Origin of the sequence: Spirochaeta thermophila DSM 6578 (genome assembly GCF_000184345.1) — a bacterium.
Classification (GTDB): Bacteria; Spirochaetota; Spirochaetia; order Winmispirales; family Winmispiraceae; genus Winmispira; species Winmispira thermophila.
In genome coordinates this window covers 1,974,060-1,989,561 of the sequence record NC_017583.1, presented here as the reverse complement: position 1 = coordinate 1,989,561, position 15,502 = coordinate 1,974,060, and the positions used below count along the sequence as shown (strand labels likewise).

Here is a 15,502-nt window from a genome sequence, read left to right as displayed (position 1 = left end):
GGGTAGTATCAGGGTATGGTGCAGGAGTTTCTCCTCTACCTGCGTGTCTTCACGCGCTGGGAAGTACTCCTCATGACCGCGGTCTTCTTCGTAGGATTCCTCATCATCCTCTACCTCGCCGCGGTGAACCGACATTCCAAAGTGATACGGGGAAAGCTCCCGGAGTTTGAGGAAAAGCCCGCCCCCACCCCGGGCAAGGTGACGCCCGATCAGGAGGACATCACGCAAAATGCACCAGAATAATAGGAAAGGAGATTCCATGGGATCCCGATGTAAGAGGCTCTCACACCTTCTCACCCTCGGACTTCTTCTCTTCACCTCATGCATATCCGAGGAGGTGAACCTCTCGCTCGATCGGGACGGGAGCGGTGTGTGTGGTATCACCTACACCATACCCAGGGCGCTCATCGCGACCGAGACCATGGAGGAGCCTCCGAACTTCGAGCATCCCGATCCTCTCCTTCCGGTTCCTTTTTCGCGAGAGGCTCTCGAGCAGGACCTCGAGGAACATCCCGGCCTCACGTTGCGATCGTACGCTACGGAAGAGACCGACGAACACATCATCATCGAGATGGAACTCGGCTTCGCTTCGGTGGAGGCCCTCGATGCATGGCTCGCACGCGGCGGTCAGGGGGTGCGCCGCGAGGGGAACAGCTTTACCATCACCCTCTACACCCCTGAGGAGGCCGAGTTCGATGAGGATACCCGGGCCTTTGTCGAGGCCTTCTTCGGAGACTACACAGTGTCCTGGCAGGTGAGGGGCCCTGCCCGCCTCTCCTCGTGGGAACCGGGCGAGCAGGTGGATGACCGTACCGCTCGCCTCGTGCTCACCATCTCCGACATCCTTCAAAACAAGGCCCCCACTACCTGGAAGGTGAGCTGGTAGTCGGGAGGGTGATGTGGAACATCCCTACCTCGTGGCCTTCGAGAAGAGGCTCAAGGATCTCTTCGACAGGGTAGATGATTACCTCGAGGAGCGGTATGAAGGGCTGTATCCCCTGCACCCCGTGCGGCCGCCACGAGGTGCCACCTCGAGCAAAGACCAGGACGGTCTGTTCTCCATAGGGGCGAGCTTCTCACCCGGGTTTGGGACACGCTACGGCAAGGGGTATGTGGTGGACCTGCGCATTGCCACCCTCTCCCACGTGGACCCTTCCCTCAAAGAGACCATTCTCCACGATGCGCTCAGCTACCTCCAGAAACTGCTCGACGAGACCTTCCCGGATAGGCACTTTAGGGTGGTGAAAGACGGAGAGGTCTACAAGATCGTGGGGGATCTTTCTTTGCGAGAAGACACATGAACCCGCTGGGCGCTTGCCCAGCGAGTGAGGAGAGTGTTTTATCCTTGTTTTCACGTCAGTATAATCCCACGAAGTCGGGGGCGTTTTCCATCTCTTCCTGTTCTTCAGGTGTGGGACGCTGGGCCGTGACTATATCTTCTTTTACTAATTCGTTCTGATCATCGTAGGTCCACACGTGAAGGGTCAGCACATCTCCCTGGATACTGCACGTTGCTTTTACATGGCCTTCTGATTGGGTCGCCACGAACGAGTCTTCATCGATCTCAGTGACCTCTCCGCTGTCTTCTATGCTCCGGTACATACCGAATCCTGTGACACCTATAGTTGGCCACGGATCATTCTCAAACATGGAGCCACCAGGATCATCTCCGTCCAATTTCACGTAGAAATTGAATGTGTCCTCACCCATAGCCACATAAATGGAGAAGTAGAGCTCCTCTTCTTCACCATCCCCATCCACATCACAATCGATCCATCCATCTCCATCATCGTCGTCATCTCCTGAGTTCATGAATATATCCACAGGATATGCTATTGTTTTCTGATCAGGAGAGAGTTCTTCCACCAGGAGGATCCTCCACGCTCCCAAGAAAGCAATTTCTCCTTCAGCACCGGTGTCGCAGCCAGTGAGGCTGAAGAACAGAATGAGAGACAACATCAACAATACCCCAAGTATTTGATGCTGGAAATATCTCTTCTTCATACCATACTCCTTTCTAATGGACGTTTGGTAACGCAAGTGGAGACAACGTCTCCTATATCTACAATACTTAACGCAGAGAGGAGGAAATTTCAGGGTTGAGCTTAGAGTTTTTAAGTGATTTTTATTTGGAGAGCACGCCTGCGACTTCCATGTGAGGGGTCTGGGGATAGAAGTCAAAGAAGGCCAACCGTGTGAGCCGGTAGCCGGCCCACACCAGATGCGCCACGTCTCGGGCGAAGGTGGCGGTATTGCACGAGATGTAGACCAACAGCGGCACCCCCTGCCCCTCGAAGAAGGCGCGCACCGTGCGCGAGAGCCCGCCTCTCGGCGGGTCTGCCACCACCATCCCTGGCACCACCCCCCTATACCCCCGCAGGAACCGCTCCGCCGACACCCCCACATACGCCGCCCCTCCCCCCAGCGCCTGCTCCGCATACCCCAGCGACGCCACCGCGCTCTCCACCAGCCGCGGCCGCCACCCTCTCCGCGCCAGCACCTGTGAGAACACCCCCACCCCTGCGTACAGGTCCCACGCCTCCCCCCCATCCCCTGCCGGCACCACCCCCTCCAGCCACCCGAGCAGTCGCTCCAGCCCGAATAGATTGCTCTGGAAGAACAGGTCTGTCCTCCCATGGAACACGTACCCCCCCACCTCCACGCAGAACTCCTCCGGCTCCTCCCCGCCCCACAGCCGCCCTTCCCATCCCACGAATGGCACCTTCCCCCTCTCAATCCGGTACTCCCTCCGGAAGGCCGGCCCGCACGCCGGGTGTGCCACCGCGCACCCCTCCACCGCCACGTGCGTGAGATCGCGCCCCAGGAACCCTGGCCTTCCCCCCTCCACCTGTACCTGCACCCTGCTCCGGTACCCGTACGCCGACCCTGCGTACACCTCGCACTCCGGCACCTCACCCACCCCCGCCCGCCTCAGGTGCTCCTCCAGCCACCCTCGCTTCACCTCCACCTGGTGGTCGTACGCCACGTGTTGGAGCGCGCACCCCCCACACACACCGTAGTACCCGCACCTCGGCGCCACTCGCGCCGCCGCCCCCTCCCTCACCCCCACCAGCACCCCCTCATCGTAGTCGCTGTGCCGCGCGACCACCTCCACCTCCACCACCTCCCCATCCACCACATCAGGCACCATCACCACACGTCCCTCGTGTCGGCACAACCCGAGCCCACCGGGAATCAGCTTCTCAACCGTAAGAACATACCGCTCCATACCGAGCCCAATCCTACCTCACCAGGCCCAGCTTCATCCACCCTCACCCCGCCGCCTAGTGCCCAGCCCCTTCCCTTGTGAGAAAAACCGACCTGCCCAAAAGGGTTGAGAGAGGGGTATTGGAACCATGTGCCGGATGGGGAATCACCCGCGTTCGGGAAGGGGGGCATCCTCGCATGCCCCGGTGCGCTGTTCCTTCTTGAGAGTCCCGTGCGTGAAAAAGCTCTTGCCAAAGAGGATGGTTTTCGCTATTATAGATTCCACACAGGCGAGCGTCGTATAATGGCTATTACCCCAGCTTCCCAAGCTGGTGATGGGGGTTCGATTCCCCTCGCTCGCTCGAAGCACACACCCCTCGGGATCGAGGGGTGTGTTTCTTTAAGGAGCATGGGGGGCTCGCGGGGTGCGTGCTACGAGAGCTTCCTCATAACAAAGGCCCGGGTGTATTCGGCCATTGTGAGTGCCTCTGTAGTCTCTTCAGGCGAGGGGATGTAGAAGTCATCGGGATAGCGGACCTGTACCGCGTAGATGGTGAGCTCGTAGATACGGCGCTTTTTTAATTCTTCAAAGTCTCTATCCTTCTCGATACAGAGAGTGAGAAGTTCTGCAATGTTGTGGGTTCTGCGCATATCGACCTGATGGTGGGTGAGAAATGCTTTGAGATACTTTTCCACTGCTTGTTGACAGTGAAAGCATATTACATCGGTAGGAGCCCCCTCTATCTTACTCTCGTTTCTCGCTACGATGAGGTCGTGCTCTGCTTTAAGGAGCCATTTCTCTACCTGCTCGCTCATATCCTTATTCCTTCGGTGCGGGCCAGGTAAGAAATGGTATTCTTTGAACGGCTAAGGTGAGTAAACGCTTCCCGGCTCTGGATGATGATATCACAGAAGATGTGCTGCTCTGCGAGTCTCATTTGTATGCTCCCGGCTACACGCCGTTTCGTGGGAAAATCGATCGGTGTATCGACCACCACGTAGAAATCCCAGTCGCTGTGTGAAGTGCTATCTCCTCGGGCCCGTGAGCCAAAAAGAAGAATACGTACCAGATGAAAGCCCGCCTTTTCAACTTCTTCTTTGATCACGGCCTTCGCAGTACGTATAGTTTCTTTGGCAACTTGTTCTCCCATATCCTTGCCTCGATGAGGAATACTCATATATGTATCCTATCAGGAGTATGGGGATTCTGCAATGAGAGATCCGTGTGGCAAAAAAGTCACCCCTCCCTGCGGAGGGGTGTGGCTTTTTCTCTCGTACCTCCTTGGTGAGGGCGAATGCCCTTCCTCCTTTTAGGGGGGATATATCGTAAGCAGGAAGAACGTGATGTCGTCTTCCTGCGGATGGCTGTCCCTGAAGGTGAGGTGTTCGTGGAGGATGAGGTCCTTGAGGGTGCGAATCTCGTTCCCGTCCCACGCGTCCACGGCACGCGTAATGCGGTCGTAGGAAAAGGTGGCCCCCTCGGGGTTGTGCTGCTCGGTGAGTCCGTCCGTATGGGCGAAGAGGACGTCGCCTTCCTTCAAAGTGAGGGTGTTCGCCACAGGGGAAAGCTCGGGGTGGATACCCAGCGGCAGGTTGCTCTGGTGGGTCTTGAGGCGTTTGATCCTTCCCTCCCGTATGAGGAAGAGGTAGGAGTGGCCCATGTCGTAGATGGTCACGGTGGGGGATCCCTCCCGTGCTACGACGAGCACGGCGGTGAGGAACTTCTCCAGGGCGAAGAGGTGGTAGAGGTGGGCGTTGAGGTGGGTGAGGAGGCCTTCCGCTCCCTCCTTGCCTCGGTAGGTCCGGAAGATGCCGTCGAGCAGGCTCGCCACCAGGGAGGCGGCGATCCCTTTGCCGGAGACGTCTCCCATGAGGATGAACCAGGTGCCGGGTCGGTAGGACCGGATGTTGAGGTAGTCGCCGCCTATTCCCTGGCTCATGCTGGTGAAGGTGAGGCAGGAGAGGCCGGGCCGATGTATCTCCTGTTCGGCCGGGTGAATGCGTTGCTGGATGGTCCTTGCGAGAGAGAGGTCTTCCATGATGCGGCGGTAGCTGTAGACGAGCATGTCGCGGGTGCTCACCATGCCGGTGTAGCGTCCCGAGTCGTCGACGAGCACATAGTACCGCGGGTCCTCCCCATAGATGTGCTCCCGTGCATCCGCGAAGACCGAGAGGTAGTGGGTCTCCTGGTGGACCGTGGGGGCCTCCTCCATGGCCTCGAGCACCGAGGAACGTTTGAAGACCTCCCAGGCATAGGGGCGGCTGAGCATGGCGTGTACGTGCCGCCGACGGAGTATCCCACGTGGTCTTCCTGCGCGGTCCACCACGGCCACGGCCTCCACCTCCGGGTGCGGTGAGAGGTCGAGGGCGAGGTCCTCCAGGAGGGCGTCGGGAAAGACGCAGCAGTACTGTGAGGCGAGGGCTGCGATGGCGTGGGTGTGGTAGTAGGAGGACGTGACGCGCATGAGGATGCGGGTGTCGGCAACGGGTGAGAGGCTGGGGCCTCTCCGGGCGATGGACTCCTGTGCCTGTGCACCGGTGTGCATCGTTCACCTCCTCTGCGGCTCGTCCCGAGGATGAGGTGCGGCGGTTATGGGTGTATGAGGAGGGGGTGAAATTTCGGTAAGGAGTCACTCGTTCGGGATCCACCTGCCGTCGAGGGCGAGCTGGTGGGGTCTGAAGCGTGCCTTGTAGTTCATCTTGCGGCTCTCTGCGACATAGAAGCCGAGGTAGAGCCAGCGTTTATCCAGGAGTCGGGCGTACTCGATCTCTTTCATGATGGAGAAGGTGCCGAGGGAGCGGGCGCGTTCGTCCGGGTGGAAGGCGAAGTACACGCTGCTTATCCCGTGGGGAAGGATGTCGACCCACCCCGCCCCCACGAGCCGGTCGTCCACGTAGTAGCGCATGAGGTGGGTCTCCACCGGGCTTATGCAGAGGAAATGGCGGAACTCCTCCTCGTCGGGGGCGGGGCGCCTGTGCCACCGAGAGACGTACGTGCGGTAGAGGAGGTAGACCTCGGGGTCGAAGTTGGGGGTGCCTACGATGATGCGTACGTCTCGGTTCTTCTTGAGGACGCGGCGCTGCGATTTCGAGGGGCGGAAGCGGGTGGCATCCACCCGGAGGGGGATGCAGGCCGTGCAGCCCGGACACACGTTGCGGTAGAAGTACGATCCGCTCCGGCGGAGGCCGTAGGGGAGGAGGGCTTCGTAGAGGGAGCCGTCCATGACCGAGGCGACGAGGCCCTCGGTGGCCCAGGTGCGGCCCTCCAGGTAGGGGCAGGGTTCGGCCCCGCCGGGGAGGAGGAGGTCCCGCCTCCTGAGGAGTTCGAGCGGGTTCTCGAAGCTGTGGTGCCGCCTGTCGGCCATGGCTCACCGTCGCCTGAGGCGCGGGAGCTTGAGGGTGAGGACGCGGTCGGTGTGGAAGATCCGCAGGGTGAGGAGGAAGATGAGGACAAAGGTGAGGGCCTGGTAGCCGAGGCCCAGGCCCACTGCGAGGTAGTCGTCGGCGAGGAGGAGCGAGGTGGAGATGAAGGCGTGTGTGAAGGGGAAGAGGTAGAGGGCAAGGCGGGCGAGGAGGGGGAGCGAGAGCACGTCCAGGAAGAGGGTGAGGAGGTAGAGTGCGAGGAGCACGAGCATGATGGGAGTGACGACCACCTGGACGCCGCGAATATCCTCGGCGAAGAGTCCCAGGATGAGGGCGATGCCGAGCACATTGAGGAGTGAGAGGAGGTAGCTCACGCCTCTGAGCAGCTCATCCCAGGGGGGAAGCACCAGCCCGAGGTGCTGGAGGGCGAGATTCACGGAGAGGGCGTCGGGAGAGCCCTGGGCCGCAGAAGTGCTGTTCTGGATCCCCTGGAAGGAGTTGAGGTAGTAGGTGAAACCTGCCAGGTAGATCACCACCATGAGAAGGGCCATGATGCCGGCGGCGGCCATCTTGCTGGTGGCGATGTAGCTCCGTGGCACGGGGAGAGAAAGGAGGGTCTCGAGGGTCTTGCTTTCCTTCTCGGTGGCGATGGAGGTGGCCACGAACTGCGCGCCGAAGAGGCTCACCATGAAGAGGAGGAGTACCAGGATGGTGTTCTGATTGATGAGGTAGCCTATGAGGGTGTCGGGCGAGATCGCGGCGATTCTCCCATTGTAGACGACTTTTTCACGCAGACGTGCCGGTTCGAGGTACCGCGCGAGGAGGGGGGATGCTTCACTCCCGCCGCCGGTGAGGGTGACGCTCCGGAGGGCTTCCATGAGGGAGGTCCGGAACGATTCCGGGGGGACGAGTCGGGTGATCTGGAGGATGCCGGCGGTGTTGCGAAGGGACAGGTAGAGGATGACGTCAGGCGGGTCTCCTTCCGGGGAGAGGAGGTGTTCCACGAAATCGGAGTGGAAGACGAGCACACGGGGAGGTGCGTCCGGGCTTTCGAAGAGCGTGGGGCTGAAGTCGTCTTCCTCAAAGGCCGGGATGCCCTGCTCGTTGAGGTAGGCGACCAGCTCGCCGGTGCTGGTAATGGGGGTGGAAGGGATCTGTGTGAGCTTGAGATCCTGTGCCTCTTCGCTCATCTTTGCGAATTGGTCCTTGAGGATAGCACCAAGGAGCACGAAGACCAGCACCATGACGACCACCGACAGGACGACCTGGGGCGTGATGAGTCCTTGGATCTCTTTCCTGAGGAGGACTGCGAACTTTCTCATCGGGTCACCTCCATGAAGACCTGCTCCAGATTCTCTGCGCCTGATCGTTCTTTCAGTTCCTGCGGTGTACCCTCTGCGAGGAGTCGTCCCCTGTGAATGATGCCCACCCGTCGGGCGAGGAACTCCACCTCGAGCATGTTGTGGGAAGAGAGGAGCACGGTGATGCCCTCTTCAGTGAGCGATCGTATGAGGGTGCGCACCTGAACGGCGTTCTCTACGTCGAGGCCGGAGGTGGGCTCGTCGAGGATGGCGAGGAGGGGAGTCATCATCACCGCCCGGGCGATGAGGAGCTTGCGGGTCATGCCCTTGGAGTAGGTGGAGATCTTGTCCTTGAGCCGTTCGCCCAGACCAGAGAGCTCGCACCCACGGGCGAAGAATTCCTCTTCCTGGGTGATGCTGTCGGCGTAGAGCCCGGCCATGAATCGGAGGTAGGACTCGCCCGTCATGTGCTTGTAGGCGAGGGATTCCTCGGCGAGATAGCTGATTCGTGAGCGTACCTCGTCGGGGTGTGCGAGCCCATCGATACCGTCGATGGTGAATCCTCCCTCGTCCGGGACGAGGAGGGTGGAGAGGATCCGCAGGGTGGTGGTTTTGCCCGCCCCGTTGGGGCCTATGAGAGCGTAGATCTCGCCCCTGTCGATCGAGAAGGAGAGGCCGTCGAGGGCCGTCACCCGCCCGAATCGTTTCTTCAGTCCGTCGACCGTGAGGAGTGCTGCCATGGGACCTCCTTTCCTCCCGTCAAGCCTAGCATCCTGTTCGCCCTGCGTCTAGCACGGTTTTCCTTGCATTTACGGGGATTCCGTGTATACTCGCCGTATGAGCCGATACGCCCTTCACCACCTCCTGGTGGACATCCTGGGGAGTGCGGCGGCCCGGTCGGGGCTCTTCTCCTCGGGATGGGAGGTGTTCATCCTTCTCAACCCTGCGAGCGGGATACTCGCACGGCCTTCGGCCCTCGCTCCCCTCCTCGAGAGGGCCCTCGCGGCCCTTCCCGACGGGCCGGGGCCGCTGCCCCGATTCTGCCGGGCGGCCTATTCGCACTTTCCGGGGCATGCGGTCTTCCAGGTGAGGAAGGCGGTGCGGAGGAGGAGGGGGAGACTCCTGGTCATAAGCTGCGGCGGCGATGGTACCCACAACGAGGTGCTCCATGGTATCCGGCAGGAGTGGGAGCATGCAGGTGACGATGTCTGGCTCCTCAGGCTGCCCTTGGGCAGCGGAAACGATGGGGCCGATGTGGGGAGTCTCGAGGAGGGGGTGCGGCGGATCCTCTCGAGTCACGTGGTGAAGCCGGTGCCGGTGTATGCGTGTACCACGGCCCGGTCCGCCTCCCCCCGCTGGGGCGCCAATGTGGTGAGCGTGGGGATAGACGCCTTCGTCTCACTGGTGGTCAACCGGGTGAAGGCGAGGTGGGGCGGCCGCATGCCGGGAACCTGGTACAGCACGGTGGGCGATCTGGCCACCCTGTTCTACGAGCTCGTGGTGCCTCAACGACCCGTGGAGGTGGAGGTGGTGAGCGCCAGGGAGCGGGTGGTGCTCGAGGACCTCTTTCTCATCATGGCTTTCGGTAGTTCCGGAGGGCGTACGTACGGGAACGGGAAGCCTATCCTCCCCGGGAGGGAGAACCTCTGTCTCATCCGGCACGCCCCGCTTCTCAGGAGGCTCGAGGTGAAGAACCTGCTCTATCGGGGGGAACACGGCGGCCGGCCCGAGGTGCGCCTCCTCTCTGCCGAGAGGGTGAGGATCCGCTCCCGGGTGCGGCTTCCGGTGCAGCTCGACGGAGAGGCCTGGTGGCTCGGGAAGGAGGAGTTTCCCCTGCTCATCGAGCGGGTCGCTGCGGGCTGTTACGTCCTCGCCTGAGGGGCTACCTGGGCGGATCGGCCGGAAACAGGTAGAGGGTGCGTTCGCGGGCGAAGCCGGCGAACCCCGCCTCTTCCACCCGGGATCGGTGTCTCTCCCAGTCGTCGCCGTAGTGCATGAGAAAGGTCTTGGCCTTTATCTCGTCCGGAAGGGTGCAGAGCTCCTCGAACGAGGCGTGGACTCCTCCGTCGAAGAACTGGCAGTCGTGGAAGATGACCTCGAGCGGGTAGTGCTCGTGGAAATAGGTGATGATCTCCGGGTCGAAGCGGGTGTCGCCGGTGAAGAGGATGCGCCGGTCGATGAGCAGGCCGGTGCTCCATGCGGCCTCTTTCCAGGAGCGGGCCTGTTCGGGTATGTGGATGGTGCGAAAGAGGAGTATGTCCATGTCTCCCACCCAGATCTGGTAGATGGGTCTGGGCTTTTTGAAGAGGAGGCGGGGGGTGTGGATGACGAAGAAGTCTTCCAGGTTGAGGTGGGGCTTGAAGGGGTGTCGCTCGCTGTAGGCGGAGCCCCCTCTGAGCGACTCGTTCCAGAGCAGGCGCTGATATGCGCGGGGGATGTACAGGTGGGGCCTGCGTCGTTTCATGTAGCGGTTCACCAGCATGATCTCCTCGGCGCCCCCTATGTGGTCGGCGTGGGAGTGGGTGAAGAGGTAGTGCTGTATCTCGCCGACCGAGAGGCCGAGCTCGTGGAGGGCCTGGGTGCCCCGCGTACCGCAGTCCACGAGGAGATGCTGCTCGTTCTTCACGAGCAGGATGTTGTTCTGATAGAGCCTCTTCGAGAAGGCCGTCCCGGTCCCGAGGAAGAGGAGGGCGAGTTCCCCCGCGCGGGTGAGAGGAGGGGGAGTTGTGGTGAGGGGGGTGATAGTCATCGAGCTGGTTCCTCCAGGTGAAAGGTGTGATTGAGGAAGGCGAGTGAGGTGTAGCCTGTGGGATACACGTCCACGGCGCTCACGCTCGCCCGGTCGAGGTCGAAGTGCCAGAGGTAGGCGAGATGGAGGCCGAGGACCGAGCAGATGATGACGCGGAGCGGGCCGCCGTGGGAGACCAGGGCGATGCGCCCGCCGGGACCGTGTCGGGAGACGATCTCCTTGAAGGCGGGCAGCACCCGCTGTGCGAGCCGGACGAGGGTCTCTCCGCCGGGGGGAGAGGTGGTGTGGGGGTTCTGGTACCACGCCTCGAGGGCTTCACGGGGGATCTCCTCGTGGAGTTTCCCCTCCCACTGGCCGAAGTCGATTTCCCTCAAGGCTTCCACCTCCTCGGGGGTGCCGAGGACTTCTGCGGTTGCCTGCGCCCGGGCGAGGGGGCTGGTGTAGACCGTCTCGAGGCGAAGCGGTGCGAAGAACCGGGCGAGGGCCTCCCGCTGGCGCAGCCCTTCTTCCGAGAGGGGGGGATCGGTGATCCCGATGAAACCTCGGGTGCTGCAGGCGGCGTGTCGCACGAGGTAGACCCTGAGCGGCGATGTCATATCTATAAGGTAACGGATTCCGGGCAAAAAATCAGCTTTTTTTCTCTTTACATCGGGGGAGCATCACTCGAGGGGTCGCTCAATCCATTCCCCACCCAGGAGGGCGTACACCTTGGTGTACCCCGCCTCTTTCATGAGGGCGACTGCCTCGTCGAAGGCGAAGTCCACCTGGGCGGGGTCATGGGCGTCGGAACTGAGCACCAGGGGGATCTCCCGCTCCCGCGCGAGGCGGAGGATCCACGGCGAGGGGTAGATCGTGGTGATGCGTTTCCGGGCGAGGCCGCCCGTGTTCACTTCGAGAAGGGAGCCGACCTCGGCGATGACGTCGAGGCACGAGGCGACGGCGTTCCGATACCAGGGTTCCTCTTCGGTGAAGAACTCGTTGCGCTGGTTGTTCTTCTTGATGAGGTCGAGGTGCGCCACGATGGTGGGCGGGGTTTCGCGGCACATCTGGGCCACCTGGCGGTAGTACCATTCCACGAAGGGTTGTATGCCGCCGAAGAACTCGATACATGCCTTGTAGTCCTTGGGGTGGCCGTCGATCTCATGGAAGGTGTGGCGGGCGGCGTCTTCCACCACGTGGACCGCACCGATGGTAAAGTCGAGGGGCTGGAACCGCTCGTCCGCGGGGGTGAGGTGAGGGGGCAGGTAGTCTATCTCGAGTCCGAGGTAGATGTCGAGTTTTTCGCTCGTCCGTGTGAGGGTTTCCACGGCTTCCCTGTAGGCGGGGAGGTCCTGCTCCTTCATGGTCCAGTCGTTCTTGTAGGGGAGGGGGGCGTGGCTGGAGAAGCCGAGGGCGAGGAGGCCACGGGATTCTGCGGCCTTGAGGTAGTCCTCGGGGGTGCCTTTTCCGTCGCAGAATGAGGTGTGGGTGTGGTAGTTGGTGTGGTACATGATTGTCCCCTCCTCCCGTAAGAGAGTCCCCTCTTTTTTGTGAGTATAAAGAGATAGTGAAGGCAAATCAACCGATATTGGTTAAGATAATGAATGGAGGGGAGATAAGGAAGGCATCTCCCCTCCATTCATTAAAAATGATGTGAGGGGGAATTCCTCTAACGATCAGTATAGTCTCCACTCCATATGACGAAGTCATCGATCCAATACGTGGTGAGATCCTTTGTGCCTGTTTGAAAGATCAGTTTATCGATAGAGGGTGATATCTTTTTAAGGGGAGTTCCTGAGATGACCTTTTCCCCATTGATGTAGATATCCACAGTGTTCGCTCGCGGCGAGCCATTATCTGGGGTGAGGGTGAAGGCTATGGTATACCATTCCCCCAATGAGTATGTGCCGGCTATTCTGTTGTAACCTGATTCTCCTACCCCTTTACTGTAGATGAAATAGCGATCTACTACTGTCCCATTTTCCACTTTGCCAGAGGTTTTAAACCGGAAGGCCTCGTTTGCCATGGAAGTGATTTTCCCCGACCCGTATACTGCGTCCCGTAGGAGTGGACACGGAGAAATGGTAGAGGTAAGACTGGAATAAGGGAGGAGGACGCAGATGAAGAAGCGGACATGGACCACTGAAGAGAAACTTGCGATCGTCCTGGAAGGACTCCGAGGCGAACGGCAGATCGCCGAGATCTGCCGGGAACACCAGATCAGCCAGACGATGTACTACCGATGGCGGGACAGGTTTCTGGAAGGGGGCACGAGAGCCCTTGCAGACGGCAGGAAGGAGAAGGACACCTATCGAGCGAAGATAGAGCAGCTTGAGAAGATCATAGCGAAGCAGGCGATCCAGATCGAGATACTAAAAAAAACGAAGGAGCTGTTGGGGAGATAGAGGCAGTGGAGCGGCTGGTGGGGGAAGGGTACCGGGTGAAGGATGCGTGTGAGGCACTTGGCGTGAGTCGGAGCCGGTACTATGCGAGGAGGAAAAGGGGGCAGAAGGTGGGGAAGAAGCGGGAGGAGAAGGAGAGGGACGATGGGCGGCTTATGGAGAAGATCAGGGATCTTGTGGGGGAGCATCCGTACTGGGGGTACAGGCGGGTGGCGTGGTGGTTGAGGAGGCGGGAGGGGGAGGAGGTGAGCGAGAAGCGGGTGAGAGGACTTATGAAGGGTGCGGGGCTTATGTGTAGACGGGAGAAGAAGAAAGCGAGACGTGGGAGTGGGCGAGGGAAGCCGGTGGCGAGGAGACCGAGGGAGTGGTGGGGGATCGACATGACGAAGGTGCTGGTGAAAGGGATAGGATGGGTCTATCTCGTGATCGTACTTGACTGGTACACGAAGAAGCTGGTGGGGTGGAAGGTGTCGGTGAGGGGGAGGAGTGAGGAGTGGTGTGTGGCGATGGAGATGGCGGTGGAGCGGGAGTTTCCCGAGGGGGTGAGGGGGAGAGGGCTTCGGCTGGTGAGTGACAACGGGAGCCAACCGTTGAGCCGGTCGTTCATGAAGGCGATGGAGGTATTGGGGATCGAACAGGTGTTCACGAGCTACAACAATCCGAAGGGGAATGCGGACACGGAGCGGATGATACGGACGATGAAGGAGGAGCTGTTGTGGCTGCGGGAGTGGGAGCACGTGGGGGAGCTGGAGGAGGCGGTGAGGGGATGGGCGGAGGAGTACAACCAGCACTATGTCCACAGTGCGCTAGGGTACAGGAGCCCCGAGGAATATGAGGCCCTTTGGGCGCAGATGCAAGGAGAGGAGGTCGCATGACCCCTTTCGGTACTACCATTTCTCCCTACCCTTTTTGTCTTGACTTAATGGGCGCAGTACACCGATACCGCATGTGACCGCAGAGACCTTTGTCTCTTGATACACTTGATCAGAGTCTACTTTGAGCCTGAACTCTACGGTAAAGGTATCTGCTTGTGGCTCAAACGAGATGTACGCCTTTGGTTGTCCACCGGGATTGTTATCCTTAAGATACAGTGCCCCATCTTTTATCGTACATTCTGTGTTATTAGCAAAAGAGGTTGTCCACGCATCCTCGAGATTTTCAGAAGCAAAGTGATTTTCGTAGATGATACTCCCACCAGGCCGATTGGACAGCACTTTGATAGTACAGGTGCTAGAGATATCCTCATTATCGAGGCTAATGGCTCTCACCGTTCCTATCCCAGGCGTGAGTCCGGTCACTATTCCCTCCGGACGTATAGAGAAAATTCCTTTTCCCTCAACGAGTTCATAACGGATGCCCTTTTCTGTGGCATCCTCAGGGAGAATCTGAGGTTCGAGTTTTAGGTGTTCTCCTACCCGTACCGCGTATTGCTCTTTAGCAAAGCTTAATTCCTGTACTCGAACAATCTTCTCTTCTGAAAGCACACGGACCTCGTATTCTGTCCAGACAGCGGGGTCTCTCTCACTGGAAATTACGATCTTGCCCGTTCCTTCTCCTGTGGCGGTAACAAGTCCTTCTCTACTTACTACAACCACGTCAGGAGTAAGGGATGTGTAGATAAGACGCTCGTCAGTCCCCTCAGGGAGCACCTGAGGCATAATGTGGGTTGCATCTCCTACGGCCATATAATGCGGCAGAGGGGAGAGCATGATTTTTTCTGGTGGGGGGAGCACCACTCCTTCAGGGAGGCGTGGTCCTTTGTATATTGCTATATCGTCTACGCTGAAATCGAGAAGATCCTTGGTTCCAGAGTAGAATTCAATTTGATTGATGTATTTACTTTGCTTATTATTGGGGAACCTTCGGGCAACCTGTATCCCATTTATGTAGACGTCAGTAGTATTTGCACTTGCAGTCCCATTGTCTGGAGTGGTGATAATGGTGATTTCTGTCCACTCTCCAAGAGAGACACGAGCAGCTTCTGGATTAAGTTCAGGTGTCTTGTACTCGTGTGAGAGCACCCATCGGTGCTCAGAGAGAGAGCCGGCCCGATAGGTGGAAGCATTTCTTATTCGGAACATCTCTTCGCTTGAAGAGAGCAGTCCCTCTTTCCCTCCCATCACCACATACACATAAGAGCCTTGAGCTTTGCTTGTGCCTTTTTCCTTCACATCCACTCTGTCGAGTCTGATCTTAAATGAGATAGTAGTAGTATCCCTTTGGGGAGGAAAGTAAAGTGTAAAGATGCCTTTCCCCTGTGGGTCATTGTCTCTGATGCGAAGTGATCCATCTTCAATTTCTACCCTGGTGGTAGAACCTACTATGGAAAAATCAAACTCCGGTGCATCTTTTGTGATGTTTTCAAAGTCCTGACTATAGAGAATTTCTGCTTCTTTTTCCCCTGGAGGGATGACTATGATTCGGCCCTCTGCAGAAATATCAGGGTTACTGACGCTTACAATTCGAACAATGGCTTCTCCTTCTTTAATGCCGGTAACTGT

18 protein-coding genes and 1 tRNA gene are annotated in these 15,502 nt (G+C 59.1%); 6 read left to right on the top strand and 13 right to left on the bottom strand.

Annotation, left to right across the window (positions count from 1 at the left end; all coding sequences use genetic code 11):
- Window positions 1–15: 15 nt before the first annotated feature.
- Genes SPITH_RS09045 through SPITH_RS09035 form a run of 3 tightly spaced genes read left to right on the top strand, consistent with a single transcriptional unit; the run spans window position 16 to window position 1,301 of the window.
- Window positions 16–243, top strand: coding sequence for a hypothetical protein (locus SPITH_RS09045; protein ID WP_014625359.1), 228 nt, complete (start codon window positions 16–18; stop codon window positions 241–243).
- A gap of 16 nt (window positions 244–259) precedes the next feature.
- Complete coding sequence (locus tag SPITH_RS09040) at window positions 260–886, top strand: hypothetical protein (RefSeq protein WP_014625358.1); 627 nt, start codon at window positions 260–262, stop codon at window positions 884–886.
- Window positions 887–899: 13 nt separating this feature from the next.
- The gene (locus SPITH_RS09035) at window positions 900–1,301 is read left to right on the top strand and encodes a hypothetical protein (protein WP_014625357.1); all 402 of its coding nucleotides are present in this window, start codon (window positions 900–902) and stop codon (window positions 1,299–1,301) included.
- A 55-nt stretch (window positions 1,302–1,356) separates the two neighbouring features.
- Here the strand turns inward: SPITH_RS09035 and SPITH_RS09030 are convergent, their stop codons facing one another.
- Window positions 1,357–2,004: a hypothetical protein gene (locus tag SPITH_RS09030; protein WP_014625356.1), complete on the bottom strand. Its 648-nt coding sequence runs from the start codon at window positions 2,002–2,004 to the stop codon at window positions 1,357–1,359.
- A gap of 121 nt (window positions 2,005–2,125) precedes the next feature.
- Complete coding sequence (locus tag SPITH_RS09025) at window positions 2,126–3,229, bottom strand: class I SAM-dependent RNA methyltransferase (protein WP_014625355.1); 1,104 nt, start codon at window positions 3,227–3,229, stop codon at window positions 2,126–2,128.
- Between the two features lie 268 nt (window positions 3,230–3,497).
- Between SPITH_RS09025 and SPITH_RS09020 the strand changes: the two genes are divergently transcribed.
- Window positions 3,498–3,569: transfer RNA gene (locus SPITH_RS09020), tRNA-Gly, on the top strand.
- A 70-nt stretch (window positions 3,570–3,639) separates the two neighbouring features.
- Here the strand turns inward: SPITH_RS09020 and SPITH_RS09015 are convergent.
- The 6 genes from SPITH_RS09015 to SPITH_RS08990 form a co-directional block, all read right to left on the bottom strand.
- Window positions 3,640–4,023: a HEPN domain-containing protein gene (locus SPITH_RS09015; protein WP_014625354.1), complete on the bottom strand. Its 384-nt coding sequence runs from the start codon at window positions 4,021–4,023 to the stop codon at window positions 3,640–3,642.
- On the bottom strand, window positions 4,020–4,385 hold the full coding sequence (locus tag SPITH_RS09010) for a nucleotidyltransferase domain-containing protein (protein WP_052296282.1): 366 nt from the start codon (window positions 4,383–4,385) through the stop codon (window positions 4,020–4,022). The genes SPITH_RS09015 and SPITH_RS09010 overlap by 4 nt, the downstream gene beginning before the upstream one ends.
- Before the next feature lie 132 nt (window positions 4,386–4,517).
- Window positions 4,518–5,753, bottom strand: a complete 1,236-nt coding sequence (locus tag SPITH_RS09005) for a PP2C family protein-serine/threonine phosphatase (RefSeq protein ID WP_014625352.1) — start codon at window positions 5,751–5,753, stop codon at window positions 4,518–4,520.
- A gap of 84 nt (window positions 5,754–5,837) precedes the next feature.
- Entirely contained in the window at window positions 5,838–6,572 is a 735-nt protein-coding gene (locus SPITH_RS09000; protein WP_014625351.1) for an arginyltransferase, read from the bottom strand.
- Between the two features lie 3 nt (window positions 6,573–6,575).
- The gene (locus SPITH_RS08995) at window positions 6,576–7,892 is read right to left on the bottom strand and encodes an ABC transporter permease (protein ID WP_014625350.1); all 1,317 of its coding nucleotides are present in this window, start codon (window positions 7,890–7,892) and stop codon (window positions 6,576–6,578) included.
- Entirely contained in the window at window positions 7,889–8,611 is a 723-nt protein-coding gene (locus SPITH_RS08990) for an ABC transporter ATP-binding protein (RefSeq protein ID WP_014625349.1), read from the bottom strand. The genes SPITH_RS08995 and SPITH_RS08990 overlap by 4 nt, the downstream gene beginning before the upstream one ends.
- A gap of 97 nt (window positions 8,612–8,708) precedes the next feature.
- Between SPITH_RS08990 and SPITH_RS08985 the strand changes: the two genes are divergently transcribed.
- Window positions 8,709–9,749 (top strand): diacylglycerol/lipid kinase family protein, encoded by a 1,041-nt coding sequence (locus tag SPITH_RS08985; protein ID WP_014625348.1) that lies wholly within the window; start codon window positions 8,709–8,711, stop codon window positions 9,747–9,749.
- Between the two features lie 4 nt (window positions 9,750–9,753).
- Here SPITH_RS08985 and SPITH_RS08980 read toward each other — a convergent pair whose 3' ends face one another.
- The 4 genes from SPITH_RS08980 to SPITH_RS08965 all read right to left on the bottom strand — a co-directional run bounded on the left by SPITH_RS08980 (window position 9,754) and on the right by SPITH_RS08965 (window position 12,625).
- Window positions 9,754–10,620, bottom strand: coding sequence for an MBL fold metallo-hydrolase (locus tag SPITH_RS08980; protein WP_014625347.1), 867 nt, complete (start codon window positions 10,618–10,620; stop codon window positions 9,754–9,756).
- Complete coding sequence (locus SPITH_RS08975; RefSeq protein ID WP_014625346.1) at window positions 10,617–11,216, bottom strand: histidine phosphatase family protein; 600 nt, start codon at window positions 11,214–11,216, stop codon at window positions 10,617–10,619. Before SPITH_RS08975 ends, SPITH_RS08980 begins: the two co-directional genes overlap by 4 nt.
- A 63-nt stretch (window positions 11,217–11,279) precedes the next feature.
- Window positions 11,280–12,110 (bottom strand): histidinol-phosphatase, encoded by an 831-nt coding sequence (locus tag SPITH_RS08970; RefSeq protein WP_014625345.1) that lies wholly within the window; start codon window positions 12,108–12,110, stop codon window positions 11,280–11,282.
- 158 nt (window positions 12,111–12,268) lie between these two features.
- Complete coding sequence (locus tag SPITH_RS08965; protein ID WP_041624084.1) at window positions 12,269–12,625, bottom strand: hypothetical protein; 357 nt, start codon at window positions 12,623–12,625, stop codon at window positions 12,269–12,271.
- A 94-nt stretch (window positions 12,626–12,719) separates the two neighbouring features.
- Here SPITH_RS08965 and SPITH_RS08955 point away from each other — a divergent pair.
- A protein-coding gene (locus SPITH_RS08955) for an IS3 family transposase (RefSeq protein WP_245523372.1) occupies window positions 12,720–13,876 on the top strand; the annotation gives its coding sequence in 2 pieces (ribosomal slippage) (window positions 12,720–12,969 and window positions 12,969–13,876; 1,158 coding nt in all).
- A 12-nt stretch (window positions 13,877–13,888) separates the two neighbouring features.
- Here SPITH_RS08955 and SPITH_RS12115 read toward each other — a convergent pair.
- Window positions 13,889–15,178 (bottom strand): LamG domain-containing protein, encoded by a 1,290-nt coding sequence (locus SPITH_RS12115; protein WP_155816546.1) that lies wholly within the window; start codon window positions 15,176–15,178, stop codon window positions 13,889–13,891.
- Between the last annotated feature and the right edge of the window lie 324 nt (window positions 15,179–15,502).